The 26968-nt window shown below is 69.3% G+C and carries 27 protein-coding genes; 3 read left to right on the top strand and 24 right to left on the bottom strand.

Going from position 1 to position 26968, the window contains the following annotated elements:
- Positions 1–96: 96 nt before the first annotated feature.
- The 11 genes from hisS to VFX14_11415 form a co-directional block, all read right to left on the bottom strand.
- Complete coding sequence (gene hisS, locus VFX14_11465) at positions 97–1407, bottom strand: histidine--tRNA ligase (GenBank protein HEU5190299.1); 1311 nt, start codon at positions 1405–1407, stop codon at positions 97–99.
- 2 nt (positions 1408–1409) lie between these two features.
- Positions 1410–1901: a gamma carbonic anhydrase family protein gene (locus VFX14_11460; protein ID HEU5190298.1), complete on the bottom strand. Its 492-nt coding sequence runs from the start codon at positions 1899–1901 to the stop codon at positions 1410–1412.
- 34 nt (positions 1902–1935) lie between these two features.
- A complete protein-coding gene (locus VFX14_11455) occupies positions 1936–3825 on the bottom strand; it encodes a hypothetical protein (protein HEU5190297.1) in 1890 nt (629 codons plus the stop codon).
- A gap of 117 nt (positions 3826–3942) precedes the next feature.
- Positions 3943–5556 (bottom strand): hypothetical protein, encoded by a 1614-nt coding sequence (locus tag VFX14_11450; GenBank protein HEU5190296.1) that lies wholly within the window; start codon positions 5554–5556, stop codon positions 3943–3945.
- A gap of 249 nt (positions 5557–5805) precedes the next feature.
- On the bottom strand, positions 5806–6462 hold the full coding sequence (locus VFX14_11445; protein HEU5190295.1) for a tetratricopeptide repeat protein: 657 nt from the start codon (positions 6460–6462) through the stop codon (positions 5806–5808).
- A gap of 213 nt (positions 6463–6675) precedes the next feature.
- Positions 6676–6894, bottom strand: coding sequence for a hypothetical protein (locus VFX14_11440; GenBank protein HEU5190294.1), 219 nt, complete (start codon positions 6892–6894; stop codon positions 6676–6678).
- Between the two features lie 41 nt (positions 6895–6935).
- On the bottom strand, positions 6936–7937 hold the full coding sequence (locus VFX14_11435; protein ID HEU5190293.1) for a polyprenyl synthetase family protein: 1002 nt from the start codon (positions 7935–7937) through the stop codon (positions 6936–6938).
- A 23-nt stretch (positions 7938–7960) separates the two neighbouring features.
- Positions 7961–8692: a hypothetical protein gene (locus tag VFX14_11430; GenBank protein HEU5190292.1), complete on the bottom strand. Its 732-nt coding sequence runs from the start codon at positions 8690–8692 to the stop codon at positions 7961–7963.
- A gap of 29 nt (positions 8693–8721) precedes the next feature.
- Entirely contained in the window at positions 8722–9510 is a 789-nt protein-coding gene (locus tag VFX14_11425) for a hypothetical protein (GenBank protein HEU5190291.1), read from the bottom strand.
- A gap of 78 nt (positions 9511–9588) precedes the next feature.
- Positions 9589–11232 (bottom strand): methylmalonyl-CoA mutase family protein, encoded by a 1644-nt coding sequence (locus VFX14_11420; protein ID HEU5190290.1) that lies wholly within the window; start codon positions 11230–11232, stop codon positions 9589–9591.
- A gap of 29 nt (positions 11233–11261) precedes the next feature.
- Complete coding sequence (locus tag VFX14_11415) at positions 11262–12812, bottom strand: acyl-CoA carboxylase subunit beta (protein HEU5190289.1); 1551 nt, start codon at positions 12810–12812, stop codon at positions 11262–11264.
- A gap of 146 nt (positions 12813–12958) precedes the next feature.
- Between VFX14_11415 and VFX14_11410 the strand changes: the two genes are divergently transcribed.
- Genes VFX14_11410 through VFX14_11400 form a run of 3 tightly spaced genes read left to right on the top strand, consistent with a single transcriptional unit; the run spans position 12959 to position 14285 of the window.
- A complete protein-coding gene (locus VFX14_11410) occupies positions 12959–13339 on the top strand; it encodes a hypothetical protein (GenBank protein ID HEU5190288.1) in 381 nt (126 codons plus the stop codon).
- Positions 13340–13364: 25 nt separating this feature from the next.
- Positions 13365–13682, top strand: coding sequence for a YtxH domain-containing protein (locus tag VFX14_11405; GenBank protein ID HEU5190287.1), 318 nt, complete (start codon positions 13365–13367; stop codon positions 13680–13682).
- A 6-nt stretch (positions 13683–13688) separates the two neighbouring features.
- On the top strand, positions 13689–14285 hold the full coding sequence (locus VFX14_11400) for a DUF4337 domain-containing protein (GenBank protein HEU5190286.1): 597 nt from the start codon (positions 13689–13691) through the stop codon (positions 14283–14285).
- Here the strand turns inward: VFX14_11400 and VFX14_11395 are convergent.
- The 13 genes from VFX14_11395 to VFX14_11335 form a co-directional block, all read right to left on the bottom strand.
- Complete coding sequence (locus VFX14_11395) at positions 14279–15568, bottom strand: sigma-70 family RNA polymerase sigma factor (GenBank protein ID HEU5190285.1); 1290 nt, start codon at positions 15566–15568, stop codon at positions 14279–14281. The two genes, VFX14_11400 and VFX14_11395, sit on opposite strands and share 7 nt — an antisense overlap.
- Positions 15556–15903 carry a YciI family protein gene (locus VFX14_11390; protein HEU5190284.1) on the bottom strand — a complete coding sequence of 116 codons (348 nt, stop codon included), beginning with the start codon at positions 15901–15903 and terminating at the stop codon, positions 15556–15558. Before VFX14_11390 ends, VFX14_11395 begins: the two co-directional genes overlap by 13 nt.
- A 96-nt stretch (positions 15904–15999) precedes the next feature.
- Complete coding sequence (gene murA / locus VFX14_11385; GenBank protein HEU5190283.1) at positions 16000–17286, bottom strand: UDP-N-acetylglucosamine 1-carboxyvinyltransferase; 1287 nt, start codon at positions 17284–17286, stop codon at positions 16000–16002.
- 19 nt (positions 17287–17305) lie between these two features.
- Positions 17306–18466 carry an acyl-CoA dehydrogenase family protein gene (locus tag VFX14_11380; GenBank protein HEU5190282.1) on the bottom strand — a complete coding sequence of 387 codons (1161 nt, stop codon included), beginning with the start codon at positions 18464–18466 and terminating at the stop codon, positions 17306–17308.
- 16 nt (positions 18467–18482) lie between these two features.
- Positions 18483–19883 carry a dihydrolipoyl dehydrogenase gene (lpdA, locus tag VFX14_11375; protein HEU5190281.1) on the bottom strand — a complete coding sequence of 467 codons (1401 nt, stop codon included), beginning with the start codon at positions 19881–19883 and terminating at the stop codon, positions 18483–18485.
- A gap of 4 nt (positions 19884–19887) precedes the next feature.
- On the bottom strand, positions 19888–21294 hold the full coding sequence (locus VFX14_11370) for a dihydrolipoamide acetyltransferase family protein (GenBank protein ID HEU5190280.1): 1407 nt from the start codon (positions 21292–21294) through the stop codon (positions 19888–19890).
- Positions 21291–22271 (bottom strand): pyruvate dehydrogenase complex E1 component subunit beta, encoded by a 981-nt coding sequence (locus VFX14_11365; protein HEU5190279.1) that lies wholly within the window; start codon positions 22269–22271, stop codon positions 21291–21293. The genes VFX14_11370 and VFX14_11365 overlap by 4 nt, the downstream gene beginning before the upstream one ends.
- Before the next feature lie 4 nt (positions 22272–22275).
- Positions 22276–23274, bottom strand: coding sequence for a pyruvate dehydrogenase (acetyl-transferring) E1 component subunit alpha (pdhA, locus tag VFX14_11360; GenBank protein ID HEU5190278.1), 999 nt, complete (start codon positions 23272–23274; stop codon positions 22276–22278).
- Between the two features lie 59 nt (positions 23275–23333).
- The gene (nuoK, locus tag VFX14_11355) at positions 23334–23636 is read right to left on the bottom strand and encodes an NADH-quinone oxidoreductase subunit NuoK (protein ID HEU5190277.1); all 303 of its coding nucleotides are present in this window, start codon (positions 23634–23636) and stop codon (positions 23334–23336) included.
- Between the two features lie 4 nt (positions 23637–23640).
- Complete coding sequence (locus VFX14_11350) at positions 23641–24138, bottom strand: NADH-quinone oxidoreductase subunit J (GenBank protein HEU5190276.1); 498 nt, start codon at positions 24136–24138, stop codon at positions 23641–23643.
- On the bottom strand, positions 24138–24734 hold the full coding sequence (locus VFX14_11345; protein ID HEU5190275.1) for an NADH-quinone oxidoreductase subunit I: 597 nt from the start codon (positions 24732–24734) through the stop codon (positions 24138–24140). Before VFX14_11345 ends, VFX14_11350 begins: the two co-directional genes overlap by 1 nt.
- A 4-nt stretch (positions 24735–24738) precedes the next feature.
- On the bottom strand, positions 24739–25866 hold the full coding sequence (locus VFX14_11340) for a complex I subunit 1 family protein (protein HEU5190274.1): 1128 nt from the start codon (positions 25864–25866) through the stop codon (positions 24739–24741).
- Positions 25863–26968, bottom strand: a 1106-nt coding sequence (locus VFX14_11335; GenBank protein HEU5190273.1) for a molybdopterin-dependent oxidoreductase, incomplete at its 5' end; no start/stop codon positions are given. The genes VFX14_11335 and VFX14_11340, both read right to left, overlap by 4 nt.

Here is a 26968-nt window from a genome sequence, read left to right as displayed (position 1 = left end):
GGTCGCGATTGCGGTGCACCCACCCGGACAGGCGCGCGCGCTGGCCCACGTCCGTGGTCCGGAGCTCGCCGCAGGTGTGCGTGCGATACCGATGCATCAGTCCCGTCCCCGTCGCGTGAGCGGCTTCACGGTGGGGGCACCGCCCGCCTCGCAGGTCGCGTAGGCGGTAAAGCCGTGAGTGGCCAGCGTCTCGAGCTGCTTGCCGAGGTTCTTGCGCTTGACCTCGAGCGAGACCAGGTCGCCGCCGGTCCGGAGGGCGCGCGACGCGGCGAGCGCGGGGGTCAGGTCGCCGTGCTCGTCGACGAGGAAGGCAACCCGGCGCGCGCCTGCTCCCGCCGTCGCCGGCGCCCCGGGCGCCTGCGCGCGCTCGGACAGGATCCCGATCAGGCGCTCGAACCCGATCGAGAAGCCGCAGGCCGGGACATCTCTGTTGATCATTCGCCCTATCATCTTGTCGTAGCGCCCGCCCCCCGCGATGGCCGATGGATAGGCGGGCGACGTGGCCTCGAAGATCGTGCCCGTGTAGTAGCCCATGCCGCGGACCAGCGTGGGGTCGAACTCGGCGCGCGCGCCCGTCGGCATCGCCTGGTTGACGGTCCGGAGTATCCCGGCGAGCGACTCGAACGCGACTCCCGCCGCCGCGGCGTCCGGCCCGAGGAGGGCGGGAAGCGCGTCGAGGGAGAGCCCGCCCTTCTGCAGGGTCGGGAGCAGACGCTCGAAGCGCTCGACCGCGGCGGAGTCGGCGCCATCCCCTCGCAGCTCGCTCAGCACCCCTTCCGGCCCGATCTTGTCCAGCTTGTCGAACGCGATGAAGAACCCGCCCTGGGCCGACTCGGGGAAGCCACAGTGGCGCGCGATCGCCCCGAGGAGGCGCCGGTCGTTGACCCGTACGGTGAGATCGGCGAGCCCGAGCCGGGTGAGCGCCTCCGCAGTGGCGAGGATGAGCTCGACCTCGGCCACTCCCGACGCCACGCCCAGGACGTCGATGTCGCACTGGGTGAACTGACGGAAGCGCCCCTTCTGGGGGCGCTCGGCGCGCCACACCGGACCGATCTGGATCGCCTTGAGGGGATCGGGCAGCCGGGCATGGTTCTCCGCGTAGTAGCGGGCCAGCGGCACCGTCAAGTCGAAGCGAAGCCCGTGCTCGGCCAGCTCGCCCCCCGCACGGAGCGCCCCCTCCAGATCCTCCCCGCGCTTGAGCACCTTGAAGATGAGCTTCTCGTTCTCGCCTCCGTCGCTGCCCACGAGCAGGCGCAGGCTCTCGAGGGCCGGCGTCTCGATTCGCCGGTAGCCGAAGGCGCGATACACCGCGAGGATCTCTCGGGTGGCGGCGTCGCGCAGCTCGACCTCCGCGGGCAAGAGATCGCGCATGCCGCGCGGCGGAGTCGTGCTGACCTTGCTCGCCACCGCTAACGTTCCGCCCGTGCGGCCAGATAGTCCCGGCTGAGCTCGATGTAGCTCTTCGCGGACCGGTAGATGAGGTCCAGGTCCGCGGCGGTCGCCTGGCGCTTCACGCGCGCCGGCGCACCCATCAGCACGCTGCCGCGGGGGGCGAGCGTGCCTGGGGACACCACCGCGCCCGCGGCGACCAGGCACTCCTCCTCGAGCACGGCGCCGTCCAGCACGATGGCCCCGATGCCGATCAGGCAATTCGACTTGATGTGGCAGCCGTGCAGCCGCGCCGCATGCCCGACCGTGACGTAGTCCTCGATGATGGCGGGGGTGCCGCGCCGGTTGATGTGGACGATGGTGCCGTCCTGAATATTGGTGCCCCGGCCCACGCGGATCGTCCCCACGTCACCGCGGAGCACGGACGTGAACCAGATGCTGGACTCCTCGCCGATCTCCACGTTGCCGATGACCTGGGCGGAATCTTCCACGAAGGCGGACGGGTGCAGCATGGGCAGGACGCCCCGATACGGAAGGATCAGGCGGCTACTCCTGGGGAACGGACATGATGATCTGCGTCTCGCCCGAGATGTTCAGGAAGTTGTTGAAGCGGACCACCGTCGCCACGAGCGTGGGCTGCACCGAATCCTCGGTACGGAACGCGCCCAGGCAGGTGATCCCACCCTCGAAGCCCGTCTCGATGCTCTGCAAGCGATAGCCGGCCGGCCCCTTGAACGTGATCGCGAGCAGCCCTTCCTTCACGATGTTCTGGGGGACCACGAGCTCATCGATGCCGTCGCCGTCGAGATCCACCGCGAGGGGGGTCGGCTCGATCTTGTAGAACTTCGTGAGGTCGCCCTGACGACCGCGCGGAATCACCAGCTCGAGCTTGGTGTAACCACCCCCCACCGAGGTGGCCGAGCGCCAGACCTCCTCGCCGTCGAGGGCGATGCGCAGCCGGTGGCTCTCGTCAACCATGGCGAGGGCCCGCGTGTCCTTGCCGGCGATGTTCGAGAAGGCGGCGCCCATGGGCCGGAACGCCGAGGGCACCCTCACCGACCTCACGACGTCGAGGTTGCCCTTCCGCACCACGACCTCGTCGGCCTGGCCGGGCGTGAAGAAGTTGTCCGGGCTGTACCGCTGGGCCCACAGCGTCTGCTTGACGCCCTCGCCCTTGGTGTCGACCGCGAAGAGGAAGCTCTCCACGGTGTCGACGAGGAACTTGGGCTTCCCGTCCTTGCCAAGGTTGAGGATGAACGAGTTGAGCCCGGCCTTGACGTGGAAGCGGTTCCCGACCACCTCGAAGACCCCGTCGCCGTCGAGGTCGGCGAGCTGCAGCGAGAACACCCGCCCCAGGGTCCGCGTGGAGAAGCTCCACTCCGGCTCGACCTTGTAGTTGACGATCTTGTACTGGTAGACGCGGTCCCCGTCGCTCACGACCACACGCGGGATCTTGTCCTTGGGCTGGACCGCGATGTCCATGGCCACGACCGCGAAGCCCAGCCGCGCCACCTCCTTGAGGGGGATCGAATTCTCCCCCGTCGAGTAGGAGCCCGCCTCGAGATCGCCGCCGAGGAGCCGCGACAGCAGCGAGCGCGGCTTGGCCTGGGGCCGGTTGGTATCCTTGGTCGCCGAAGAGAAGCGATCTCGTTCGGCCAGCGTCCGCACCGAGGCCGGGACGAACGCCGAGCTCGACACCAGCGGCTCCGACGAGGGCATCGAGAAGAAGCGCGCTTCCATGAAGGGCCGGTTCTGCACCCGCTTGAACTGGAGCACGAGGAGGTTCTCGAACTTGTAGCGCTGCGCCGCCTCCTTGACCCCACGCCCGGCGAGGAAGTCCTCCTGCTTGATGCCCTGCTCGGTGAGGTAGAGGTTGATGGGGTCGCCCATGCTCACGGTGAATCGGCCGGAGGCGTTGAGGCGCTCCACGAGGTCCTGGGTGGCGGCTTCGACGAGGGTGTCGCGCGCGCCGCCCGACAGGGGCAGCAGGACGATGCGAATCTTGCCCCCGGAGAGGCGAAACCGGTCACCGACCTTGACGTCGCTCCCGCCGGGAATCGTGCCCTGCGAGAACTGCTCCTGCACCTGCGTGACGGTGACCCGCCCGAGGTTCTCCTCGGTCTTCCCCAGCACCTGTCCCGTCTTGGGGTGCTTGATCTCCCGCCCCTCGCGGAACAGCCCCATCTCGAGCCCTGGCCGGATCCCGTCCTTGCGTCCGGCGCTCAGGATTACCGTGTCGCCCTGTACCTCCAGGACATCGCCCTCGACCTTGGGGAAGAGGTCCACCAGCTGATCGGCCAGGACGGTGGCAGGAACGGTGGGGCCCGCGGGGCCCGGCGCCTGCGCGTCGCTCGGGCCAGACTTCGGTTGAGCGAGGGCGAGGGCGAGGGGCCCAAGCAGGAGCGCAAGGGCGAGACCCGTCAGGAAACGGCGCACCACCCGGACACTATAGCGCTGCCTCCGAAGGCAGGCAACCTATCTGGACAGAAGAAAAAACGGGGCATGGGGTCTGCCGCCCCATGCCCCGCTGTGCTGATCGAGCTTGGTTACGTGCTAGAACGCGATCCGGAGCCGCGCGGCGCCGGTGTACACGTCCTTGGCGTCACGCTTCGTAGCCACACCGCCGATGATTTCCGTGGTGTCGAGCGCGTTCCCCGCGAACAGGTAGGCGCCCACCAGATCAAACGTCAGACCCGGAGCGAAGCGCCAGGTCATGCCGAGGTTGGCCTCGGTGCCGACATAGGCGCTGTCACCCTTACAACCATCCGCAGGGTTACAGCCGATCACCGTCGGGCTGAAGACCCCGTCGGTGTCGATCTTCTTGGCCGTCCACATCGGGCTTCCGAGGACGTAGAAGTCCAGCTGCGGCGTCACGCTATAGGTCGCCTTGAAGCCGAACTGCTGGCGGCCATAGCGATCGAGACCGATGTTGGTGCCGAGGGTACGGAAGGCACCGTTGAAGTAGTCGATACCGAGGGCGAAGATATTACCCCACCCATCGGACCACCAGCCCGTGTCACCCGTGATCGGCTGGTAGTAGTTCACGTTGTGCGTCAGCTGATCCTTCGGCCGGTTACCCGTGGTGTACATGTACCGGGCTTCCAGGAGAAGGGGGCCCAGGCGGTAGCCGCCCCGCACGTCGAACAGCAGCGCGGAGATGTCGGCCTCCCGGGTCAGGTGGCTCGGGCCACCGAACGGATCGTCCGTGTCACGCGTACCGAACTGATAGAAGAGCGTCGGCTCGAGCGAGAAGGCGCCGGTGCGCCACCGCGCGTCGAGACCGATCGTGTGCCGCCACTCCTCGTTCGTCGGAGCGGCGACCGCGGGGTTCTGCGATCCACCAGCACCCGCGAGGCGGGCCGCGAACGTCGTGGTGCCGAGGCCGTTGCCCACGGCGCCGCCGCTGACCGTCGCGCGGGCGGCGGACGACGTATTGCCCTGGAGCCAGGCCAGCGCATAGATCGGACGGAGGTCGAGGCCCTTGAACGGGCTGATCTCGACGCTGAAGATCGCGGCGAAGTCGTCACCGCGGTTGAAGCCGGTGAGACCGCTACCGCCCGTGCTCGGACCCTGGAGGTTTTCCTCGATCTGAGCGAAGGTGATGTGCGAGGTCACGTTCGGGGACCACTTGGTGTCCAGGTTGACACCCGCGAAGTCCGAGCACGCCAGCGCGCAGATCTTGTAGGTGACCGAATACGGCTGGGCACCCACGCGAACCCGCGTGGCGAACGGCATCAGCGGCATGTCGAACTCACCGAACAGCCACTTGGTCTCGACGCTGCCCTGGGTGTCGGTGTTCAGGTCGAAGCCCGAGGTGGCGCCGGCGCGCTGCTGGTTGGTGCCGGCCACCTGACCGGCCAGGTTGTTGTCCGTAGCGCTCACCTGGCCCCAGGTCGAGTCGATCTCGATACCCCATACGACGACGGCGGTACCGGCCCGACCCTCGATGTTGAAGCGGCCGCGGTTGCGCGCGTACCACTCCTTGTCACCCGGGCGCGTGAAGTTCAGGTCGCGCAGGTTATGGCTCGCCGACGTGATCGTGTCGAGGAAGCCATTGATGTTGAACGTCAGGGGCGGCGCGGCAGGCGGCGCCTGCGCGAAGGCCCCTGGCGCCATGGTGCCCAGTAGGGCCGCCACGGCAAGCGTGAGAATCAGCAATTTCTTCATGTACCTCTCCTCAGTGGTGGTTGGCTTCTCGTGCTTCCGAGAATCCGTTGCCCAGTGCTTCGCATGCCGGCGACACGCAACCACGGTGCTACACCACTCCGAAACAGCCGCTCCCACCCTTCTGAACCACGGGTGCCCCCTGGGCAGACAGGGGGGCTGCGGAGGCTTCTGCAACAGCGACCTTTTTACCGCGATTGGTCTGTCAGGGTCAAGGAAATATGCCCGAACTACCCCATGTTGGGGACCCTGCTAACCGCCCTCCCCAAGGGTCTTCAGGGCCTCGACCGTCAGCTTGCCGACGGAGGAGGCGGGGTCGATGTCCCGGGCCTGCCTGAAGGCCGCCCGGGCCTCGTCCCTCCGGCCGGCCTCGGCCAGCACAACCCCAAGCAAATAATGGGAGAACTGCCCCTTGGGCGCGAGCTGGATGGCCTGGCGGAGGGACTCCTCGGCCTCCTTCAGCTTGCCCTGGCGGAGGTAGGCCTCGCCGAGGTTGTGATAGGCCAACTCCGGGCTCGGGTAGGTCGGGAAGGTCAGGGCCTTGCGATAGCTGGCGATGGCCTTGTCGAGCTGGTTCTGGGAGGCGTAGGCGAGCCCGAGATTGTGGTAGGCCTCCGCATAGGTGGGCTCGATCGAGATGGCCTGCTCGAAGGAGGCCTGGGCTTCTGGCCAGCGGCGAAGCTGAAGCTGGGCGACGCCCAGCGCGTTCCGGTACACCGCATTGTCCGGGTCGAGCTCCACGGCCTCCTGGAGGGACGCCAGCCCGAGGGAGATCCGCCCCTCACGGATATTGGCTCCCGCCTGGTCATAGGCGTTGCGAGCCTGGATCTTGCGGACCTGCTCTTCCTTGCCCGTGGCGCAGCCGCCCGCGAGTCCGGCGGTGATCACGAGCACGGCGGTGAGGGCCAAGGCACCGATTCTTGACACGGTCTCGATCACCATGTACTTGTGAAATGTGCCTACTTACGAGTACGAATGCGGTGATTGCAAGCGAGTCTTCGAGGTCCGGCAGCGGATTTCGGAGCCGCCGCTCACCGTCTGTGACAAGTGCGGCGGACCCGTGCGCCGCCTGCTCGCTGCGGCTCCGTTCATCCTGAAGGGCGGCGGCTGGTACGTCACCGACTACCCCTCGGAGTCGCGGAAAAAAGCGATGAAATCCGAGTCGTCGTCATCAACCGGCGCCCAGTCTAGCACGGGGGATTCGAGTTCCTCGTCGACTTCCGGCAGCTCGAGCAGCGATTCCGCCAAAGGCGCGTCCAACGGCGGGGGCTCGGGGTCGAGCTCGTCGAGCGACGGCGGCAAGAGTCCTTCCTCGTCGCCCAAGACCAAGTCGAAGGCCAAGTCCTAGGCCGGCTGGGCGCCGGCGGGCCATCACCCGCCGGTTACCGGTCGCGGTCCACCACGAAGTCGGCGATGAGGAGCAGGGTCTCCTTGTCCTCGGAGTCCGCGAACGGCGCCAGGTCCGACTTGGCCGTCTGGGCATAGGCGTGGGCGCGGGACAGGGCGTACTCCACGCCCTCGTGCTTCTCCACCAGACGCCGGATCTCCTCGATGTCCGCGCTCTCCGGGTGTGGTCGCTTGAGGATTCCCTGGATCCGCTCGCGCTCCCCCGCGCTGGCGCGGTCCAGCGTGGCGATGAGGGGCAGGGTCCGCTTGCCCTCACGCAGGTCGGCCCCGATGGCCTTGCCCAGCCGGGCCTCGTCGGCCACGAAGTCCAGGGAGTCGTCGCTGATCTGGAAGGCGATCCCGATGTCGAGCCCGTAGCGGGTCAAGGCGTCCAGGCGCTCGGGGCTGGGCCGGGCGAGAAGTCCGCCGATCCGGCAGCATGCCGAGATGAAGGACGCGGTCTTCTGCGTGATGATCCGCAGATAGTCCGCCTCGGTGGTAGTCCCGCTCCGCTTGCGCTCGAGCTGGAACACCTCGGCCTCGGTCATGGACACGGTCGCCCGGGCGAGGGTGTCCAGCACCCCGGGATCGCCGTCGCGCACCATCATGGCGAAGGACTTGGAGTAGAGGTGATCGCCGACGAGCACGGAGGCGTCGTCGCCCCACCGCGCGTTCGCGGACGGCCGGCCGCGCCGGAGGGGGGCCTGATCGACCACGTCGTCGTGGATGAGGGTCGCGGTGTGGAGCAGCTCGACCACGCAGCCGAGTCGCACCGCGCGCGGGCCCTGGTAGCCGGCCAGGCGGGCCGCCATGAGGAGCAGGATGGGCCGCAGCCGCTTGCCGCCGGCCCCCGCGATGAACTCGCCCATCTCGCGGATGAGGTCCACGGGCGAGTGGATCTCGTGGCTGATCTCGGCCTCGATGGCGGCGAGCTCGCCGCCGATCATGAGCGCGACACGCTCCTTCAGCAGCGTCTCGAGGGCGGTGGGTGGTTTCACGCCGGGGCGGGGCGCGGGCGGGCTCAACGGAGGAGGACCCGGTCGCGGATCTTGATCTGCGCGCCCTCGCTGGCGCTCTGGACTTCCACCACCGAGAACTTGTCACGCACCTCGGTGACCTTGCCCGTCGCCACTTCCTCGTCCAGCTCGCCCAGGAGCTCACCGGTCATGGGATGCACGATGGGAATCTTGTCGCGGCGAAGGCTCACCACGCTGCCCGGCTTGACGCCGTCGCGCGCGGTGAGGTCGATGACGATGCGCGTGGTGTCGACGAAGACGACGTAGCCACGGGTGGGCGGCGGCATCGCCGCCACGGTGATCGGCGCGGCGTCGGTCTGCGTCACCGGCGGGACGGCCGCGGTGGGCCCGGGAGCCTTGCCCGCCGGCGCCGGCGAAGGCGCCGCGGTCTGGTACGGCACCTTCTGCTTCGGGCTGATCCGGCCGCCGCCCGGCGGCTGGCCGTACTTCGATACGACCTCGGGAGGCGCGAGCAGCGTCGACTTGCCGAACACGAGCGACTTCAGCGTGGTCGGCATCTTGTCTTCTTCCACCCACACGTACTCGGGCTCGCTCGGCACGTCGCCGAAGCGCGGGTTCTTGATGAGGAGCCACTTGGGCTCGGCGCTCTTGAGCTCCACGCTCGGGTCGCCGGCGCTGGGGTACCCGATGACGTTGAGGAAGGTGTTGCACCCGCTCGTGAGAATCGCGGCCGCCGCGAGGGCCACGACGAGACCACAGACGTTCAGGCCGCGCATGACCCGCAAATCATAGCAGATCGAGCCCGCTAGTCTTCCGGAAGTGGCTCCCAGGGGAACCGCTGCTCGGCGGACCCCTGGGTGCGGGTGAGAGCCTGACGCCTGGAGAAGAGGGGCTTCCCGGTGACCGCCGAGATCCACGTGATGTCCAGATAGGTGACGCCGCGGCGATCGAGAAGCACGGGCACGAGCCATCCCGAGATGTCGAGGGATTTGCCCAGTGTGACCGCGCGCTCGGGGCGCACCAGGAGCTCCTCAGCCCGGGCGCGCTGATTCAGGAACAGCTCCTGGACCACCCCGGGATCCACCGACTGGAAGCGCTTGGTCTGGTCGAGACCCAGCGCGAGCATGAACGGCACCCGTCGGAGGTCGTTCTGCCCTTTGGTGAGGTCGAGCGGGGGCGCCACCGCCACGCGAATGCGGCCGCGCGTGATGCGGGCGCCGTCCTCCGCCTCGACCTTCGGCTGGCCGGGGATCGGGATGTAGAGGGCCTCGGAGAAGCGGCCCTCGACTCGCTGGATCTGCGCGTAGCCGAGAATGTCCTCGAAGCGGCCGAGGACCTTGCCGCTGATGGGGTGGCGGAACTCGTCCCCCTTGCGGAACAGGGTGAACTCCTGGCCGCGCTGCACCCCGTCCTTGGCGGCGAGGTCGAGGTAGACGCGGTCGCCGTCCACGCTGACCACGAGGCCTTCCACGGGCGGGAAGGCGTTGATCACGTCCTGCACGAGGAAGCCGAAGGTGGCGCCGACCTGGTCCGCCTGCCCCGCCTCCCCCACCACCCCCACGAGAACCAGCACGCAGATCAACAGCGTCCCCACTAGTGTCCGCGTACTGGGGGAGAGCGGGGGCCATTTCTGGGCCCCCGCTGATGGTGAACCGAAAAAGACGCCCCGCATCTAAAAGACCACCGACGGCTGATGCGCGCCGAAGACCCCGCGCAGCGTGGCGCAGATCTCGCCGAGGGTGACTTCGGCACGGACCGCGTCGAGAATGAGCGGCACCAGGTTGTCACGCCCGCGCGCGGCGCGGTCGATGGCCTCCAGGGCCGCGCCGGCCTTCCCGGCGTCCCGGCGCTTGCGAAGGGCAGCGAGCCGCTCGCCCATGGCCGCCGCCATCGCCGGGTCGACCTGGAAGAGGTCGCCGGGCGGCGGCTCGTCGATCACGAACTCGTTCACGCCCACCACCACGCGCGCCTTCGACTCCACCTCTTGCTGGTAGCGGTAGGCCGCCTCCTGGATCTCGCGCTGCATGAACGAGATGGCGTGCACGGCGCCGCCCAGCCCGTCGATCTTCGCGATGTAGGTCTCCGCCTCCTCCTCGAGGAGGCGGGTCAGCCGCTCCACGGCGTAGGAGCCGCCCAGCGGATCGATGGTGTCGGCCACGCCGGACTCGTGCGCGAGAATCTGCTGGGTGCGCAGGGCGATCCGCACCGCATCCTCGCTGGGGAGCGAGAGCGCCTCGTCCATCGAGTTGGTGTGGAGGGACTGGCAGCCGCCCAGCACCGCGGCGAGGGCCTGGATGGCCACGCGGACGATGTTGTTCTGGGGCTGCTGGGCGGTGAGCATACTCCCCGCGGTCTGCGCGTGGAAGCGCAGGGCGAGCGAGCGGGGATCGGCGGCGCCGAACCGCTCGCGCATGAGCCGGGCCCAGAGCCGCCGCGCCGCGCGGAACTTGGCGACCTCCTCGAGGAGGCCGTTGTGGGCGTTGAAGAAGAACGACAACTGAGGCGCGAACTCGTCGACCTTGAGCCCCGCCTCGACCGCCGCGTTGACATAGGCGATGCCGTTCGCAAGCGTGAAGGCGATCTCCTGGGCCGCGGTGCAGCCGGCCTCGCGCACGTGGTAACCCGAGATCGAGATGCTGTTCCAGCGCGGCACCTGCTCACGGCAGAACGCAAACATGTCGGTGATCAGTCGCAGGGAGGGCGCCGGCGGATAGATGTACGTCCCCCGCGCGATGTACTCCTTAAGGATGTCGTTCTGCACGGTGCCGGACAGGCGCTCGGACGCGACCCCCTGGCGCTCGCCCACCGCGATGTAGAGGCAGAGGAGGATCGAGGCCGTCGCGTTGATCGTCATCGACGTGGACACGCGATCGAGCGGGATCCCCTCGAAGAGATCCAGCATGTCGGGTAGCGCGGAGATGGCCACGCCCACCTTCCCCACCTCGCTGCGCGCCATCGCGTCGTCGGCGTCGTAGCCCATCTGCGTGGGGAGGTCGAAGGCCACGCTGAGCCCGGTCTGCCCCTGCGCGAGGAGGTAGCGGTAGCGCCGGTTGGTCTCCGCGGCCGAGCCGAAGCCCGCATACTGCCGCATCGTCCAGAGCCGCCCGCGATACATCGTGGGTTGCACCCCTCGGGTAAAGGGCGGTTGGCCGGGGAAGCCCTGGTCGCGCAGGTAGTCCTCGCCACGCACGTCGGCCGGCGTGTAGAGAGGCGCGATGGGCGCGCCGCCGGACGTGGCGAAGAGGCTCTTGCGCTCGCCCTTGGCGAGCCCGGGCTTGAGCAGGCGCGCCTCCCACGCGGCCTGCGCCTCGTCCATGGCTTTCGCGTCGTCGCCGGGCGTGAGGGTCACAGGGGAATGTTCCCGTGCTTCTTCGGGGGATTGCTGTCGCGCTTGGTGTGAAGCACCTCGAGGGCCTGGATGAGGCGCCGCCGCGTGTCCCGCGGCTCGATCACCTCGTCCACGTAGCCGCGCTCCGCCGCCACGAAGGGATTGGCGAACTTCTCGCGGTACTCCCGCGTCTTCTCGTCCTTCAACGCGGCGGGGTCGGCCGCCCCGTCCATCTCGCGCTTGTAGAGGATGTTGACGGCGCCGTCGGGGCCCATCACCGCGATCTCCGCGGTGGGATAGGCAAAGTTCGCGTCGCCGCGGATGTGCTTGGAGGACATGACGCAGTACGCTCCGCCGTACGCCTTGCGCGTGATCACCGTGAGCTTGGGTACCGTCGCCTCGCAGTAGGCGAACAAGAGCTTGGCCCCGTGCTTGATGATGCCGCCGTACTCCTGGGCGGTGCCGGGCAGGAAGCCGGGAACATCCTCGAAGGTGATGAGAGGGATGTTGAAGCAGTCGCAGAAGCGGACGAAGCGTGCGCCCTTGAGCGACGCGCTGATGTCGAGGCAGCCGGCGAGGTGCGCGGGCTGATTGGCCACGATGCCGACGGGCCGGCCGTTGAGACGGCCGAAGCCGATCACGAGGTTCGGCGCGTAGTCCGCCTGCACCTCGAAGAAGTACCGGTCATCGAGCACGGTGCCGATGATCGCCTTGATGTCGTAGGGCTTGTTCGGCTGATCGGGCACCGCCGTCTGCAGCTCCTCGTCTACCCGGTCGGCGAGATCGAGCGTCATGCGGACGGGCGGATCCTCGAGATTGTTCTGGGGGAGGAACGTCATCAGCTCGCGGATCAGGGCCAGGCACTCGTCCTCGCTCTCGGCGGCGAAGTGGGCCACGCCGGACGTCGCGCCGTGGGTGCTGGCGCCGCCGAGCTGCTCGAAGGACACCTCCTCGTGGGTGACCGCCTTGATCACATCGGGACCGGTCACGAACATGTACGAGGATTCCTTCACCATGAAGACGAAGTCGGTGATGGCGGGCGAGTACACCGCGCCGCCCGCGCACGGCCCCAGGATGGCCGAGATCTGCGGCACCACGCCGGAGGCCAACGTGTTGCGCAGGAAGATGTCCGCGTAGCCCGCCAGCGACACCACGCCCTCCTGGATGCGCGCGCCCCCCGAGTCGTTGAGGCCGATGATGGGCACGCCGGTCTTCAGCGCGAGATCCATGATCTTGCAGATCTTCCGCGCGTACGCCTCGGAGAGCGAGCCGCCGAACACGGTGAAGTCCTGGGCGAACACGAAGACGGGCCGGCCGTGCATGCGCCCCGAGCCCACCACCACGCCGTCGCCGGGGATTCGCTGGGCGTCCATGCCGAAGTCGTAGCTCTGGTGGACGACCAGCTTGTCCATCTCGGCGAAGCTGCCCTTGTCGAGGAGGAGCTCCAGCCGCTCGCGCGCGGTCTTCTTCCCGGCGCGATGCTGCCGCTCGATGCGGTCGGCGCCCCCGCCCAGATCGGCAGCTTGATTGCGGCGGCGGAGCTCCGCGAAGCGGTCTTCGAGTGGCAAGGGCGTGGGCACCTCCAGCTCAGACGATGTGCCGTGTCGCGGCTCCTGCAGTATAGAAAGGCACCGGCGGGAAAGTCAATGAACACGAGGCCTTCACGGGCGAGGCGGTTGACTTCCCTACCCCTGCTTGCCATACTCACCGGCCTATGGGCCCGCTGGCGGTGGCCGTCCTGGTCCTGTGCGCGGTGGCGGTCACGGTGGCGTTGGTCATGACGCTCGTGTCGCTCCGCCGCGTGCTCATGCGGGTCGAAGGCGTGCTACATCTGGTGGAGCGCGAGATCCGTCCCATGGCCGCCCAGCTCGGCGCCCTGACCGAGGAGTTCAGGGTCCTGTCGCATCAGGTGACGGTCGAGCTGGACCGCCTCGGCGTGGTGATCCGACGCCTCGATGACATCACCACCGGTGTCGCACGGCTGGTCGCCGTGGTGTCGGGCATCTCGCGGGTGGGCCAGGTCGTGGGCCTCGCGGGCGGGCTACGACGCGGACTGGGCGTATTCGTCTCACGGCTCAAGAGCCGCGAAGGCTGACGCGGCTCGAAGGGAGGGCACGAACATGGCAAATGAGCGGAACGGGATGGACGCGGCGGGCTACCTCGGCTGGTTCTTCCTCGGCGCGGTGGCGGGCGCGGCCGCGGCTCTGCTCCTCGCTCCGAAGACGGGAGCGGAGACGCGCGAGCTGCTCGCCGAGCACAGCGGCCAGATCTTGAATCGCGCGAAGGCGCACGCGGGCGACGCGCGCGAGAAGGCCGGCGACCTCTTCGAGCGGGGCCGCGAGTATCTCGAGGAGCAGTCCAACCGCCTCATCTCCGCCTTCGAGGCCGGGCGCGCGGCGATGCGCGACGAGATATCGCAGGGGCGGCCCGGCCTCTAGCCGCGGATGGCGGAGGTCGAGGTTCCGAACCCCGAAGAGCTCCACGAGCGCGGCGAAGACCGGTTCGGCCGGCGCGTCGCGCTCGTGACCGCCGTCTTCGCCGTCATCCTCTCCATCTCCTCGATGGGCGGTAACAACGCCACCAAGGAGATGCTCCTCGCCCAGCAAAAGTCCTCCGACCAGTGGGCGTTCTACCAGGCCAAGGTGCTGCGCGAGCATCTCTACCGCGCGCAGAGGCTCCGGCTGGAGGCAGACCTCCTCGAGAAGGGCGGGGCGCTGCGGCCGGACGCCCGGGAGAAGCTCGAGGCCCTCGGCAAGAGATTCGACGAGGAAGAGAAGCGCTACGCGGCCGAGAAGAAGGACATCGAGCAGGACGCCAAGAGGCTGGAGGGCGTCCGGGACAAGAACGCCACCCGCGACCCCTACTTCGACCTCGCCGACGTGTTCCTGCAGATCGCCATCGTGATGTCTTCGGTGTCGATCCTCTCCAAGTCACGTCCGGTGTTCTACTTCAGCCTCGTCCTCGCCCTCATCGGCACCACCCTCACCATCAACGGCTACACCCTCCTCTTCCACCTGCCCTGGCTGCACGACCCTCACTGACGTGACCGGCGGGGGGCGCCCGCGGCGTCACACTCGGCGACCCGCGCGTCGAAGAAGGCCTGCTCGCGCCGGTTGCGCGTGAGCTCCCGCGCGCGGCGGTAGGCCGCGGCCGCCTCGGCCCAGCGCCCGAGCCGGCGCAGGCAGTCGCCGCGGGCCGCGGGCAGATGCTGATAGCCCGCGAGGACCGGGCCATCGAGGGCGTCGAGCAGTGCGAGGGCCGCCGCGGGCCCCTCGGCCATGCTCACCGCGATGGCGCGGTTCAGCGCGATCACCGGCGACGGCGTGAGCGCCTCGAGCCGAGCGTACAGCCGGGCGATCGCGGGCCAGTCCGTGGCCGTCCAGCTCGGCGCGCGCCCGTGGCACGCGGCGATGGCGGCCTGCAGGCGATACGGCCCGGCCTCCTCGAGCGGGCCCGCGCGCTCGAGCAGAGCCAACCCGCGCGCGACGCGCGATGTGTCCCACCGCGCGCGGTCCTGATCGGCGAGGAGCACCACGTCGCCGCGTACGTCCGTGCGCGCGGGGGCGCGCGCCGCCGTCAACTCCATGAGGGCGAGGAGCCCGAGCACCTCGGGATCGCCGGGCATCAGCTCGAGGAGCATGGCGCCGAGGCGCAGGGCCTCGTCGCACACCTCCTCGCGCAACAGCCGGTCCCCCTCGCGCGCGGTGTGGCCCTCGTTGAAGACGAGATAGATCACCGCGAGCACGGAGGCGAGGCGGGCGGGCAGCTCGGCCGGCTCGGGCACCGCGTAGGGCAGGGCCCGGTCCCGGATCAGCCGCTTGGCCCGCACGATCCGCTGGGCGATGGTCGGCTCGGACAGAAGGAAGGCGCGTGCGATCTCACCGGTCGAGAGCCCGCCGACGAGGCGCAGGGTGAGCGCGACCTGGCTCTCCGGCGCCAGGGCGGGATGACAGCACGTGAAGATGAGACGCAGCCGGTCGTCGGCGATGGCCGCGGGCTCGTCCGCCTCGTCCGGCTCGTCCGTCGCGAGCTCCGGCTCGTGCGCGAGGGCCTCGACCTTCCTCGCGTCCCGGCGGCGCCGACGAAGCTGGTCCCGCGCGCGGTTGCGCGCCACCGTCATGAGCCAGGCGCCGGGATTGTCGGGCAGGCCGTCGGCGGGCCAGCGCACGAGGGCCGCCGCCAGGGCCTCCTGCACCGTCTCCTCGGCGGCGTCGAGGTCGCCGAGCATGCGCGCGACCGAGGCGACGAGCCGGCCATACTCGCCCCGGAAGACGTGCTCGACGAGGTACCCGGCGCCGCCGAGGGCCGTCGCTACATCTCCCAGACGGGACGGACTTCGATGAAGCCCTCCTCCACGATGGGAAGCTTCGACGCCCACTGAATCGCCTCCTCCTTCGAGGGGCAATCGATCAGGTAGAAGCCCCCGATCACTTCCTTGGTCTCGGCGAAGGGCCCGTCGGTGAGCTGGGGTTGGCCCGCCTTCACGCGGATCCTGGTCGCCTCGGCCTGCGGGCGCAGCCGCTCGCTGGCCACCATCTTGCCGGCCGCGCGGAGATCCTGTGCCACCTTCATGTGCTGGCCGACCACCTGCTTGATCTCGGCCTCGCTGCGGCGGGCCAGGGCCTGCTCGTTGCCGTGGATGAGAAGGATGTACTTCATGGATTCCCCTTTCCTGGGGGCGGGTGCTCCCGCCGCCTCACCCTCTACGACGCCGGTGGGCGGTCGATTTCGACTGGTGAGGCTATTCGGTCCGGATCACCCGCGGCGGGTGATCCGAGCCCCGAGGGCCTGGAGCTTGGTCTCGATGTCCTCGTAACCGCGGTCGATCTGCTCGATGCTGCGGATGATGGTGGGGCCGTCGGCGCAGAGGGCGGCGATGAGGAGCGCGATACCGGCGCGGATGTCGGGACTCGGAATGCCGCCGGGCTCCCCCCGCAGCCGGGCCGGCCCGTGGATGAGCGCGCGGTGCGGGTCGCAGAGCACGATGCGCGCGCCCATGCCGATCAGCCGGTCCACGAAGAAGAGCCGGCTCTCGTACATCTTCTCGTGGAAGAGCACGGCGCCTTCCGCCTGGGTGGCGGCGACCAGGGCGACGCTCATGAGGTCGGCGGGAAACGCGGGCCAGGGCCCGTCGTCGACCTTAGGGATGGCCTCCCCCAGGTCGGTCTGTATCACCAGCGGGCGCGCGCCCGACACGAAGAGATCGTCCCCGCGATACTCGGTGGCGATGCCGAGGCGCCCGAACACGTTCAGCGCCATACGGAGGTCCTCACGGCGCACGCCCTCGATGAGGACCTCGCCATCGGTCACCGCCGCGAGCACGATGAAGCTCCCCACCTCCATGAAGTCCGGCCCGAGCGTGAAGTCGGCGCCGTGGAGCGCCGCGCCGCCGTGAATGGTCAGCACGTTGGAGCCGATGCCCTCGATGCGCGCCCCCATCGCCACGAGCAGGTGGCAGAGGTCCTGGACATGGGGCTCGGAGGCCGCGTTGCGCAGCACGGTAGCGCCCTCCGCCCGTACCGCGGCGAGGATCACGTTCTCGGTGCCGGTGACGCTGGCCTCGTCGAGCAGGATGTCGGCGCCGCGGAGGCGGCGCGCGACGAGGTGCAGGACGCCGGCCTCGCTCCGCACCTCCGCGCCGAGAGCGCTCAGCCCCAGCACGTGCGTGTCCACGCGCCGGCGGCCGATCTGGTCACCGCCGGAATGGCCGAGCTCGGCATGGCCCTCGCGCGCGAGGAGAGCCCCCATGAGGACCAGCGCGCCCCGAATCTTCTTGAGCAGCTCGGGATCCGGCCGCGTGCTCTGGAGGCTGCCCGCGCGCACGGTGACGGTGTGCCGGTCGGCGCGGTTCACAGTGATGCCCATGCCCTCCATCATCCGAAGCATGGTCCGCACATCGTCGATGTCCGGGAGATTGCGCAAGGTCACCGGCGCAGCGGTGAGCAGCGCGGCGGCCAGGAGCGGAAACGCCGCGTTCTTGTTGCCACCCGGCCGCACGCGCCCCTTGGTGCGCGCCCGGCCCTCGATCTGGAATTCGGCCATGAGTCGCCCCCTCGCGCGGCTAGCGGCGGAAGTCCGCCTTGCCGGGCAGGATCCGGTCGGCGATCAGGTTGCGCATCATCTCCACGGTGCCTCCGCCGATCGCGAACATGCGCGCGTCCCTGACCATGCGCTCGAGCGGCAGCGTGCGGCCGTAGCCCGCGGCGCCGTGGATCTGCAGCGCTTGATTGGTGACGGTCTGGGCCATCTCGGCCGCGAACGTCTTGGCCTTCGCCGACTCCAGTGGGTCGGGGAATCCATCCACCTCGGTGCACGCGGCGCGGTGGATGAGCAGGCGCGCGGCGTCCAGCGCCACCGCCATGTCCGCGAGCTTCCACCGGATGCCCTGGAAGTCGGCGATGGGGCGTCCGAACTGGCGCCGCGCCTGCGCGTAGGCGAGGGCCTGCTCGTAGGCGCCCTGGGCCAGGCCCAGGGCCACCGTGGCTGCGCCCAGGCGCTGGCTGTTGTAGGCCCGCATGAGCTTCTTGAAACCGTCCGGTGGCCCCACGAGCAGCTGCTCGCGCCCCACGCGACAGCGCTCGAAGTGAAGCCGTCCCTCGGGGATCCCCCGCAGACCCATCGTGCGGTCGCGCTCGCCGATGGTGAAGCCGGCCGTGTCGCGCTCGACGAGGAGCCCGCCGATGCCTTCCGCGCCCGCGCGGGCGCTCATCCGGCAGTACACGAGGTAGAGGCGCGAGGTGCCGGCGCCCGTGATCCAGCGCTTCTCGCCCCCCAGCGTCCAGCCTTCCGGCGCCTCGTCGGCCCGTGTGGTGAGATCGGTAGCGGCGGACCCAGCCTCGGGCTCGGTGATCGCGATGGCCGGCTTCTCGCCGTCCTCCAGCACCCAGGGGAAGTAGCGGCGCTTCTGCGCCTCGGTCCCGTAGGCGGCGAGGGCGCCGACCACCCCGAGGCTGCCTTCCACGACGATTCTCGCGGTGACGCCGCACACGCGCGCCACCTGCTCGACGACGAGCAGGACGTCGAGCACGGAGCCCCCGGGGCCTCCGTAGGCCCGGGGGATCGTGATCCCCATGAAGCCCGCGCGCACGAGGTCCTTCACGTTGTCCCAGGGATAGGACTCCTCGGCGTCCCAGCGCGCCGCGCGCTCCCGGAACGCGCCATCGGCGAGCTCTCGCGCCCGCGCTCGCAGGCCCTGCTGCGCCGGCGTCAGCTCGAAGTCCATCAAACCCCGACGGCCATCAGATGTGGATGGCCTGGCCCAGCGCGGCGAGCGTCGCTTCCAGCGCGGCCTCGGACAGGGTGGGATGCGCGTGGATGGTGTGGATCAGCTCCTCCAGCGTGGCCTCGAGCGTCCGGCCCACCGCGAACTCGTGGATGAGCTCGGTCGCCTCCGGACCCACGATGTGCACGCCCAGGATCTCGCCGGTGCGCTTGTCCGCCACCACCTTGAGGAAGCCGTCCGTCTCGCCGAGGGCGACCGCCTTGCCGTTCGCGGTGAACGGGAACTTCCCGACGCTGACCTCACGGCCGTTCCCCTTCGCCGCCGACTCCGAGAGGCCGATCGAGGCAACCTGCGGCCGGCAGTACGTGCAGGACGGCACGTTGCCGTAGTCCACCGGGCGCGGGGTGCGCCCGGCGATGGCCTCCGCCGCCACCACACCCTCGGCCATCGCTTTGTGGGCGAGGAGCTGACGGCCCGCCATGTCGCCGATGGCGTAGACTCCCTTCACCGAGGTCTCGCAGGTGGGCCCGACGGTGACGAAGCCGCGCTCCATCGCGACGCCCAGGGCCTCGAGCCCCACGTCTTTGATGCGCGCGGCGCGGCCGACGGCCATCAGCACCTGCTCGGCTCGCAGCGTCTCCGTCTTGCCCTCGGCTTCCACGTCCAGCGTCACCGCGCCCGCCCCCGGCGTCACCGACTTCACCCGCACGGCGGTGCGGATGGTGATGCTGCGGCGGCCGAAGAGGCGCGCGATCTGAGCGGACGACTCCTCGTCCTCGACGGGCAGCACGCGCGGCAGCGCCTCCAGCACCGTGACTTGGGTGCCGTAGGTCGCGTAGACGTCGGCGAACTCCATGCCCACCGCCCCCGCCCCGATCACGATCAGAGTCGCGGGGCGGCTCTCGTTCCGCACCGCCCCGTTGGACGAGATCACGGTCTTCTCGTCGATGGCGACGCCGGGTAGCGACTTCGGCTCCGAGCCGGTGGCGAGGATCACCGCGCGAGCGGCCTCGAGGGTCTGGGCGCCATCCTTGCCCGTGACCTCCACGACGTTCTTGGCCTTGAGGACGCCGCGGCCGGGGAAGAGCGTGATCTTGTTCTTGCGGAAGAGGAACTCGACGCCCTTCGCCATCCGGTCGGCGACTTTGCGCGAGCGCTGCACGGCCTGGGCGTAGTCGGCCTTCCACTCTTTCACCGTGATCCCGTACTCCTCGGCGCGGGACACGAGGCCGACCACTTCCGCGTTGCGGAGCAGCGCCTTGGTGGGGATGCAGCCCCAGTTGAGGCAGACACCGCCGGGCCGGTCGTCCTCGACGGTGGCGACGCTCAGGCCGAGCTGGGCGGCGCGGATCGCCGCGACGTAGCCGCCGGGGCCGGTGCCGACGACGACGACGTCGAACTTCTGAGTTGAGGCCATGGGACTACACCAGCAGCCGGAGCGGCTCTTCGAGCAGGCGCTTGACGTCCTGGAGGAAGCGGGCGCCCATGGCGCCGTCCATCACCCGGTGATCGCAGGAGATCGTCATCTTCATGCGCCGGCCGACCGCGAGGGCCCCGTCCACCACCACCGGCTTCTCGAGCATGGAGCCCACCGCGAGAATCGCGCCCTCCGGCGGATTGATGATGGCGGAGAACTCCTCCACGTCGAACATGCCGAGGTTCGAGATCGAGAAGGTGGCCCCCGACAGCTCCGAGGCCCGCAGCTTGCCCGCCCGCGCGCGCTCGGCGAGGTCACGCGCTTCCGCCGCGATCTGGACCAGCGGCTTCACGTCGCAGTCGCGCAGTACCGGGGTGATGAGGCCCGCCTCCAGCGCCACCGCGAGGCCGATGTGGGCGCGATGGTACATGCGCACGGCCTGGCCCTGCAGCGTGGCATTGACGCCGGGATGACGCATGAGGGCGAGGGCGCAGGCTCGGATCACGAGGTCGTTCACCGAGACCTTGGGGCTCCCCTCCAGGGCGTTCAGCTCGGTGCGCAGCTCGGCGGCCCGGTCCATCGCCACCTCGGAGGTGACGTAGAAGTGCGGCACCGGTCCCTTCGACAGCGGCATGCGCTTGGCGATGGTGGCGCGCATGGGCGTGAGCGGCACGTCCTCGTACTCCGCGTCGCTGCGCGCGGGGACGACGAACGGGGCGCGCGCGGGCGCGGCGGCCCGGGCGGCGGGCGCGGCCGCCGGCGCCGGCCCCGCGGCGAGGGCCTCCTCGACGTCGCGGCGCACGATGCGGCCGCCCGGCCCGCTGCCGTGCAACCCGGCAAGATCCACGCCGCTCTGCGCGGCGATCTTTTTCGCGAGCGGCGAGGCCTTCACCCGTCCGCCCGGCGCGGGGACGGACGCCACCAGGCGCGGGCCCGTCGGCGCGGCCGCCGCGGCGGCCGGCGCCGCCGGCTGCGGGCGCCCGGACTCGGGCGTCATCGGCACCACCTTGCCGGTTTCAGGCGCCGACTTGTAGGTCTCGGTGGCCGGCACCGGCCCCGGCGCGCCCTGCGTGGGTGCGGCCGCGGGCTTGGCCACATCGGGCGGCGCCCCGGTCACCGCGGGCGCGGCAGGGGCCTTCGGCGCGGCGGCGAGCACCGAATCGATGTTCTCGGCGGGGTCGGCGATGACCGCGATCAGGTCGCCCACCGGCACCTGGCCGCCCTCGTCCACAATGACCTTCCTCAGCACGCCCGCGCCGAAGGCCTCGATCTCGACGTTGGCCTTGTCGGTCTCGATCTCCGCGATGATGTCGCCGCCCTTGATGTTGTCGCCCTCGCGCTTGAGCCACTTGATGACCTTGCCGGTCTCCATGGCGTCGGACAGCTTGGGCATCACCACCTTGGTGATCATCGATAGCAGACCTTCCGGATGGCGTCGGCGATCTTCTCCTTGGAGGGAGTCTTCAAGCGCTCTAGGTTCTTCGCGTACGGCATCGGGGCGTTCTCGCCGGTCACCCGCTCCACCGGCGCGTCGAGATCGTCGAAGGCTTCCTCGGTGATCTCGGAGGCGATCTCCGAGCCCATGCCGGCGAAGCCCGCGCCCGCCTCCAGCACGACGGCACGATGCGTCTTCCGGACCGACGAGACGATGGTGTCGGTGTCCATCGGGCGGAGCGTGCGCGGATCCACCAGCTCGCAGGAGATGCCCTCCTTGGCGAGCTCTTCCGCGACTTCCATGGCGCGATACATCATGCCCATGTAGGCGATCACGGTAACGTCGGTGCCCTCGCGCCGGATGATGGCCTTGCCGAGGGGGATGGTGAAGTCGGGATCGTCCGGCACCTCACCCTTCACCGCGTAGAGCGTCTCCGCCTCGATGAAGATCACCGGGTTGTCGTCGCGGATGGCCGACTTGAGCAGGCCCTTGGCGTCGGCGGGCGTCGTGGGCCGGACCACCTTGAGCCCAGGCACGTGGTAGAAGTACGTCTCCATGCTCTGCGAGTGCTGAGCCGCGAGCTGGGCGGCGGGGCCGCCGGGCCCCCGCACCACCAGCGGGATCGGGTACTGGCCGCCGGACATGTAGCACATCTTCGCCGCCGAGTTGACGATCTGGTCGAGGGCGAGGATGGAGAAGTTGAACGTCATCATCTCGATCACCGGACGCAGGCCCAGCATCGCGGCGCCCACGCCGACCCCCGTGAAGCCGGACTCGCAGATCGGCGTGTCGATGATGCGCTTGTCCCCGTAGGCCTTGAGGAGCCCCTGGGTCACCTTGTAGGCGCCGTCGTAGAGGCCCACCTCCTCGCCCATCACGAACACGCGGGGATCGCGGTCCATCTCCTCGCGCAGGGCCTGGTTCAGCGCCTCCCGGTACGTCATGATCGCCATCGCGTCAATCCTTGTAGACGTCCCGGAAGAGCTCCTCCGGGCCCGGCTCGGGGGACGCCTCGGCGAACGCCACCGCCTCGTCCACGAGATCGTTCACGTCCTTCTCGACCGCCTTTACGTCGGCATCCGCGAGGACGCCGTCCTTGACGCAACGCTCGGTGAAGACCGTGATGGGGTCGCGCTGCTTCTCGCGCTCCACCTCTTCCTTGGTCCGGTACACCGCACCGGCCGGATCGCGCATGGAGTGGCCGCGGAACCGGTAGGTGCGCGCCTCGATGAGCGCCGGGACCTTGTCCTTGCGCGCGCGCTCCACCGCCCGGCCCACGCAGTCCCGCACCGCGAGCACGTCCATGCCGTCCACCGCCTCGCCGTGCATGCCGTAGGTCTCGGCGAAGCGCCACACCTCGGTCTGGGCGAGCGCCCGGTGGATGGCGGTGCCCATCGCGTAGCGGTTGTTCTCGCAGAGGAAAACGACGGGCAGCTTCCACAGTGCGGCGAGGTTCATCGACTCGTGGAACTCGCCCTCCGGGACCGCGCCGTCGCCGAAGTAGCACAGCACGACCTGGTCCCCGCCCTGGTACTTGATGGCGAAGCCCGCGCCGGCGGCGAGGGGCAAGTGCGCGCCCACGATCCCGTGGCCGCCCAGGAAGTTCACGCTCTTATCGAAGAGGTGCATGGAGCCGCCCTTGCCCTTGGACAGCCCGCCGGAGCGCCCGAAGAGCTCCGCCATCACCTTCCGCGGGTCCGAGCCCTTGGCCAGACAATGCCCGTGCTCACGATAGGACGAGACCGCGTAGTCGTCCGGCCGGATGGTCGAGGTCGCCCCCACCGCCACCGCCTCCTGGCCGATGTAGAGGTGGAGGAACCCGCCGATCTTTCCCAGCGCGTACATCTCGGCGGCCTTCTCCTCGAAGCGCCGGATCAGCGCCATCTGCGAGAGGAGGCGCCGGGCGAGCTCGGCATCGAGCCGCGGCGCCAGCACTATGGTTTTCGCCTGGGCCATGAGTCACGTCCTCCTGGACAATCCCGTCGGGCCTTACTGTCCGGCCCGCGTCGTGCTGCCTAGCCTCGCATCACCGAGAGCTCGTCCACCGAGAGCCGGCGACGGAGGTGGAAGATCGCCACGATGATCGCGAGGCCGACCGCGACTTCCGCCGCCGCCACCGCCATCACGAACAGCGCGAGGACCTGCCCGTCCACCGTTCCGTGACGGTGCCCGAAGGCCACCAGCGCCAGGTTCGCGGCGTTGAGCATGAGCTCGATCGACATGAAGATCACGAGCGGGTCGCGCCGGATCAGCACGCCGAGCACGCCGATCACGAACAGGCCGGCGGACAGGGCCACGTAGTAGGACTCGGGGACCATGGAATCAGGATACCTTACGCTTGGTCATCGCGATGACCCCCACCAGCGCGGTGAGCAGGAGCAGCGAGGTGACCTCGAAGGGAAAGAGGAAGTCGGTGAGGAGCAGGTGGTAGAGCGGCTCCCCGCTGGGCATGGGCGCGGCCGCGGGAGACGGCGACTGGAGCGCGGTGGACCGGAGAACGAGCAGCGTTTCCAGCAGGAGCAGACCGGCGAGGGGCACGGCGAGCCAGCGCTGCCCGCTCAGGGGATCGGGGCCGGTCTCTTCCTTGCCCGGGACCAGCACCATGATCGCGAAGACGAAGAGCACCGCGATGGCGCCCGCGTACACGATCACCTGAACCAGGGCGAGGAACTGCGCCTGCAGCATGAGGTAGAGCGCGGCCACCCCGGCGAGGTTCACGGTGAGGAGCAGAGCCGCGTGGATGGGATTCCGCATGAGGATCACGCCGAAGGCAGAGCCCCCGACCATGACGGCAAGGAGGAGGAAACCGGCGTAGTGCATCAAATGCTCCGGTCCGCCGGGATGGGCACCGGAGAGGTCGGCGTCCCGTCCGGATGCGCGGGCTCGAGGGCGAGCAGCGTCTCCTTGTCGTAGATCATGCCGCCGCGGCTGAACGACGAGAACTCGAGGATGCCAGTGTCCATGCGAATGGCGTCCTCCGGGCAGGCCTCCACGCAGAAGCCGCAGAACACACACTTGCCGAGGTCGATGTCGAAGCGCTGCGGCACCTTCTCGATGTCGGGGTTGGGGTGCTCGCTCGCCACGATGTAGATGCAGTGGGCGGGGCACACCGTCTCGCACATCATGCACGCGACGCAGCGCGGGGAGCCGTCCTCGCGCCGGACGAGCCGGTGCAGGCTGCGTAGGCGCGCGGCGTACGGCCGGCGCTCGTCTGGGTACTGGATGGTGACCGCGCCCCGCGCGCCCTTCACCCCGAACATGCGCAGAGTGTGCTGCCACATGTTCGAGAAGAAGCGCACGCCGGTGAGCCGCAGTCCTACCAGCACCTCGACCACATAGAAGCGCTGACGGAGCGACAGCTTGTTCGAGTGGCGCGGATCCATCTCGGCGCCGCCCGTCTGATAGTGCGTGGGCATCCCTCTATCTCCCCAGCGCGAGCAGCACGATGGCGGTCAGGACGATGTTGAGAATGGAGAGCGGGAAGAGGCCGAGCCAGCCCAGCCGCATCGCCTGGTCGTAGCGGAACCGCGGCAGCGTCCAGCGGATCAGCATGAGGAACCAGATCAGCACCACCACCTTGAAGAGGAACGCGCCGACCTGGAGGCCCACCACCGCGAGGTGCGGCAGGGCCACCGACGCGCCCCAGGGAAACACGAAGCCGCTGGCCTGGAGATACGGCACCTGCCAGCCCCCGAGGAACAGCGCGGTGGTCATCCCGGCGATCACCACCGTCTCGAGGAAGTCGGCCATCGCGAACATGCCGAACTTCATCCCGCTGTACTCCACGAAGTAGCCGATGATCTCGGACTCACCCTCCGGCGTGTCGAAGGGGATGCGCTTGGTGGCGGCGATGCCCGCGGTGATGAACAGGATGAAGGCGAGGGGCTGGGTGAGGATACCCCACGCGGGGATCCAGCCCCCGAAGAAGCGCGGCAGGAGCGGCTCGCCCTGGCCGCGGGCGATGTCCTGGAGATCGAGCGAGCCGTACACCATCACCACGCCCATGATCGACGCGCCGATGGCGATCTCCGCCGAGATCATGAGGGCGGCGGCGCGCTGCCCGCCGAGGAGGGCGTAGTTGCTGGCGGAGGCCCAGCCCGCCATCATCAGGCCGTAGATGCCCAGCGACAGCATGGCGAGCACGTAGAGGATGCCGACGTTGAGCGTCACCGCCTGGAGCGGAATGTCGCGCTCGAAGAGATGCAGGGTGTCGCCGAAGGGGATCGAGGCGAAGGCGGCCAGCGCGAAGAACACGGACACGAACGGCGCGAGCTTGAACAGCAGCCGGTCCGCCCGCGCCGGCATGAAATCTTCCTTGGTGAGCATCTTGACGGCGTCGGCGAGCGGGTGGAGGAGCCCCAGGATGCGGAAGCCGAAGATGGAGGCGCGGTTGGCGCCGATGCGGTCCTGCATGATCGCCGACTGCTTGCGCTCCACCCAGGTCAGCAACCCGCCGAAGTTCAACACCACGAACATGATGAACGCGACGGGAATCGCCGCGGCGATGAGGTCGCCGGGTAGCCCCTGCATGAGGTCGGCCGGGTTCACGCCTTCACCAGCTCGCCGGTGTCCCCGAGGCCGCGATAGCTCATGCCCGCGAAGGCGGGGACGGCGGCGGCGAGCGCGGTGAAGACCTGCTCGGGGCGCTCGGCGACCAGCGCGGGATCGCCGACGGACGCCACACGCGGCACCCGCGCGCGCAGCCGCGCGAGGATCTGCCAGTCGGGCAGCGCTTCGCCCAGCGGCGCTATCGCGGTCCGGAACCGCTGCACGCGGCCCTGGAAGTTCGTGAACGTGCCGTCGTACTCGGCGTAGGCGGCGGACGGGAGGACCAGACCCGCGCGCGCGGAGGTGAGGCTGGCGTTGGTGCCCTGGAACACGAGCAGCTCGGCGCCCCCGAGGGCCGCGGTCACCCGCGAGGCGGCGAAGCCCGAGCCGACGAGGTCGTGGTGGAGCACCCAGAGGAGCTTCACCTTCTTCTGGGCAGCCGCGTCCAGAATGCCGCCGGCATCGAGTCCGCCCACGCTAGGGCCGAGCCCCAGGAGCGCGGCGCCGCGAGTGTTGGGGTTCTTGTCGGCGCGGATCAGCAGCTTGTCGTCCTCGCCGGGCTCGCGGGGCGGCACCGCGAAGTCGCGGTTGGCCACGCCGAGGCTGTCGAGCAGTCGCCGGAGCGCCCAGAGGTCCTCGTTGGACATCTGAGGCGAGGCGAGCACGCCGATCTCCTCCGGACGATACCGGTCGAGGGCCTCCGCGAGCACGCCGAGCGCGTCCTCCCAGGTGGTCTCCACCAACCGGCCATCGGCCTTCACGCTCGGCGAGGTGAGCCGGCCGTCGTCGTCGATCCACCGGAAGCCGTAGCGGCCCGCGTCACAGATCCACCACTGGTTGACCTCGGCGTTGTAGCGCGGCTTGAGCCGGGCCACCCGCTTGCCCTGGTTGTGATGGGTGCGCTCCCGGTTGGTGTGGATCTCGACATTGCAGCCGCGCGCGCAGCCGTTGCAGAGGCTCTTGGTGGTCTGGAGGTACCAGACGCGGACCTGGAAGCGGAAGTCGCGATCGGTGAGCGCCCCCACCGGGCAGATGTCGATGACGTTTCCGGAGTAGGCGTTCTCCAGTTCGGTGCCCGGGAAGAGCCCGATCTCCGAATGGT

It is taken from the genome of Candidatus Methylomirabilota bacterium, assembly GCA_035764725.1.
GTDB lineage: Bacteria > Methylomirabilota > Methylomirabilia > Rokubacteriales > CSP1-6 > DASRWT01.
The sequence above is the reverse complement of the archived record's forward strand: the minus strand, read 5'-3'. Positions and strand labels throughout refer to the sequence as shown.